This is a genomic window from Dietzia sp. SLG310A2-38A2 (assembly GCF_014145095.1).
In the GTDB taxonomy this organism is placed as follows: domain Bacteria; phylum Actinomycetota; class Actinomycetes; order Mycobacteriales; family Mycobacteriaceae; genus Dietzia.
The window spans coordinates 1-3,753 of record NZ_JAALDX010000192.1 but is presented as its reverse complement, the minus strand read 5'-3'; the positions used below and the strand labels follow the sequence as shown (position 1 = coordinate 3,753).

Here is a 3,753-nt window from a genome sequence, read left to right as displayed (position 1 = left end):
CGGACGGCGCGACCCCGGACGGCGCGACGCCGGACGGTGACACCGGTGGCGGTGGCTTCCCTGACGGTACGACCCCCGACCACGACCCGCGTCTGTTCCCCCGGGTCACGGCCTACCGGTTCCGGCGCGGCACCCTGCGTCCGGGGCAGCAGCGCAACTGGGAGGAGCACTGGCCGACCTACGGCCGCAACGTGGCGGACGAACTCGTCGACCCGCAGGCCCTGTTCGGTCGCGACGCGCCACTGATCGTCGAGATCGGCTCCGGGACGGGGACGTCCACGGCGGCGATGGCGGCCGACGAGCCGGACGTGGACGTGATCGCGGTGGAGGTCTACCAGCCGGGTCTGGCCCAGCTCCTGGGGATGATCCTGCGCGAGGGGCTCGAGAACGTCCGGATGATCCGCGGCGACGGCGTGGACGTGCTGACCAACATGATCGCGCCGGCGAGCCTGACCGGCGTGCGCGTGTTCTTCCCGGATCCGTGGCCCAAGGCCCGCCACCACAAGCGGCGGCTCCTGCAGCCGGGCACGTTCGAACTGATCTCCTCCCGCCTCCGTCCCGGCGGTGTACTCCACGTTGCCACCGACCACGTCGACTACGCCGGGTGGATCGCCGAGACCGGTGACGCGGAACCCTCACTCGAGCGGCTCGACGCCACGACCGGGGCCGGACACGTACCGTTCAGTCTGAAAAGACCCGTGACGAAGTTCGAGGGCAAGGGTCTGCAGGAGGAGCGAGTGATCAACGAGTTCCTCTGGCGTCGTAGAGACTGACCACCCCGTATCTACAAGAAGACCGAGGCAGCAGACGATGACCCCACCTGACGGACCGGACGCCACCGAGATCTCGGACGTGGTGCCGCCCGACGCCCCGGGCCTGGTGCTGCTCGTCTGGGACGCACCCAACGTCGACATGGGCCTGGGCTCGATCCTCGGCGGTCGGCCCACGGCCGTGTACCGCCCCCGTTTCGACGCGCTCGGGCGGTGGCTGCTCGGGTACGCGGCCGAGTTGTCGGTCAGTACCAACGACACCCTCGAGGCCGAGGCGACCGTCTTCACCAACATCGTCCCCGGCACCTCGGACAACGTCCGCCCCTGGGTCGAGGCCCTGCGCAACGTCGGCTTCGCCGTCTTTGCCAAGCCGAAGACCAGCGAGGACTCGGATGTCGACGACGACATGCTCGAGCACATCGACCGGCGCGCCGAATCCGGTCGACTCGCGGGTGTCGTGGTGGCCTCGGCCGACGGCCAGGCGTTCCGCGAACCGCTGGAGGAGCTCGCCGACGAGGTCCCCGTCACCGTCATCGGTTTCCGGGAGCACGCCACCTGGGCCGTCCAGCACGACACGATCAGGTTCCTCGACCTCGAGGAGATCCCGGGCGTGTTCCGGGAGCCACTGCCCCGGGTCAGCCTCGAGAACCTGCCCGACGAGGGCGCCTGGCTGCAGCCGCTCCGTCCGCTCACCGCCCTGCTCAACTCGCGTTAGGAGCGCGCAGCCGTGTTCAACTCACTCGGGCGGTTCGTCGCCCACCGCCGCGTCCTGGTCCTGGTCTTCATGGTCGTGGTCATGGCCGTCCTCAGCGTGGCGGGCAGCATGTTCGGCAACGCGTTCGGTCAGGGCGGCTTCGAGGACCCGAAGAGCGGGTGGGCGACCGCCGAGCGGCTCGAGCAGGAGGCGTACGGCCGCGACGCGCTCGGCGACGTCGTCGTCACCTACCACGCCCCCGAGGGCACCACGGTCGACGATCCCGCGTTCCAGGACCCCGTCCGGGCTTCGCTAGACACGATCCGCGACGAGTACCCGGACCAGGTCACCGGTGTGACGAGTTTCGTCTACAACCAATCCCCGGCCCTGGTCAACAGGGACGAGGGGATCGCGGTGGCCTCGATCCAGCTGGCCGGCGAGGAGGAGGAGATCCTCCAGAACTTCCGGGTGATCGAGGACCGGATCGACGTCGACGGCATCCAGACCGACGTCGCCGGCGTCCAGGCCGTCGCCGGGGCGCTGCAGGACGGCATGGACGCCGACCTCGTGCGCGCGGAACTCATCGCGCTGCCCCTGGTGTTCATCCTGCTCATCGTGGTGTTCGGCGGCGTGGTGGCCGCGTTCCTCCCGGTGGCCGTGGGGGTCCTGACGATCCTCGGGTCGATCGGCGCGCTGCACCTGCTGTCGCTGGTCACACCGGTCAACTCGTTCGCCCAGAACGTCGTCACGCTGATCGGCCTGGGGCTGGCGATCGACTACGGGCTGTTCGTGGTGAGCCGGTTCCGGGAGGAGATGGCCGAGGGGTACCCGCCGGTCGTCGCCGTGCGCAGGGCCGTCGCCACGGCCGGGCGCACCGTGGTGTTCTCGGCCGTCATGGTGGGCGTGACCCTGTCGGGGCTGCTGGTATTCCCGCAGGACTTCCTCAAGTCCGTGGCCTACGGGGCTATCGCCGCCGTCATCCTGGCTGCACTGCTGTCGGTGACGCTGCTCCCTGCGGTGCTGGTGATGCTGGGCCACCGCGTCGACATGCTCGGCATCAAGCGGCTGCAGCGGCACCGCACCCGTGAGCAGGTGGAGAACGGGCTGTTCGGCCGGGTGGCCGACTTCTCCATGAAGCACCCGGTGGCGGTGGCGGTGCCCGTCGTGGTGGTCCTGGTGGCGCTCATCATCCCGTTCTCCGGGGTCAAGTTCGGTGGCATCAACGAGACCTACCTCCCGCCGGACAACACCACGCGCGTCGCGCAGGAGCAGTACGACCAGAACTTCCCCGGCACCCGTACCGACCCGGTCAAGCTCGTCGTGATCGGTTCGGACGGCACCACGCTCTCGCAGATCCGCGCCGAGGCCAACAACGCACCCGGTCTGACCGGCCCGTTCCAGTTCGCCCGGTCCGGACAGCAGGACGCACAGGGCCGTGACGTGGTGGTCCTGCAGTCCGGCCTGGTCGACCGCAACGCCCCGGCCGAGACCGTCGAATACCTGCAGCAGTTCCCGATCCCCGCCGGCACCGAGGTCCACGTGGGTGGCAACCCCGCCATGGAGTCCGACTCGGTCGACGCGCTGGTCGACGGCCTGCCGTGGTTCGTCCTGTACGTCATCATCGCCACCACCATCCTGATGTTCCTGGCGTTCGGCTCGCTGGTGTTGCCGATCAAGGCCGCGATCATGAACCTGCTGGGCCTGGGCGCCACGCTCGGGATCCTCACGTGGATCTTCGTGGACGGGCACCTCGCCGACCTGCTCGGCTTCACCCCGGGGCCGCTCACCTCGCCCGTGGTGGTGCTGCTCATGGCGATCATCTACGGGTTGTCCACGGACTACGAGGTGTTCCTGGTGTCCCGGATGGTCGAGGCGCGATCCCGAGGCGCCCGAACCGCCGAGGCCATCCGCAGCGGCGTGGCCAACACCGGCCGGATCATCACCTCGGCCGCGCTGATCCTCATCGTGGTGACCGGGGCGTTCGCGTTCTCGGACATCGTGATGATGAAGTACATCGCGTTCGGCATGATCGCGGCCCTGATCATCGACGCCACGGTGATACGCATGCTGTTGGTGCCGGCGGTCATGCAGATGCTGGGTCCCGACTGTTGGTGGGCGCCCAAGTGGATGAAGCGGATCCAGGAGCGGATCGGCCTGGGCGAGGCCGAGATCGGTGACGAGCCCGAATACCTGCACGGCGGACCGGCCGATGTCGAGCCGGCGGGCGTGGACACGGACACGGGCGCGGCCGCGGGCGTTCCGGTCGTCGCACCCGCCGGGCCCGTCGCG

At 69.3% G+C, this 3,753-nt stretch carries 3 protein-coding genes; all 3 read left to right on the top strand.

Annotation, left to right across the window (positions count from 1 at the left end; genetic code table 11):
- Positions 1-92: 92 nt before the first annotated feature.
- The gene (trmB, locus tag G6027_RS07410; RefSeq protein WP_182636619.1) at positions 93-773 is read left to right on the top strand and encodes a tRNA (guanosine(46)-N7)-methyltransferase TrmB; all 681 of its coding nucleotides are present in this window, start codon (positions 93-95) and stop codon (positions 771-773) included.
- Between the two features lie 37 nt (positions 774-810).
- On the top strand, positions 811-1,485 hold the full coding sequence (locus G6027_RS07405; protein WP_182636618.1) for an NYN domain-containing protein: 675 nt from the start codon (positions 811-813) through the stop codon (positions 1,483-1,485).
- A 12-nt stretch (positions 1,486-1,497) separates the two neighbouring features.
- Positions 1,498-3,753, top strand: a 2,256-nt coding sequence (locus tag G6027_RS07400) for an MMPL family transporter (RefSeq protein ID WP_346995654.1), incomplete at its 3' end; no start/stop codon positions are given.

Bases quoted from the DNA above. Each gene is read 5' to 3' on its own strand.
- G6027_RS07405 (WP_182636618.1), top strand. From the start codon at position 811: ATGACCCCACCTGACGGACCGGACGCCACCGAGATCTCGGACGTGGTG.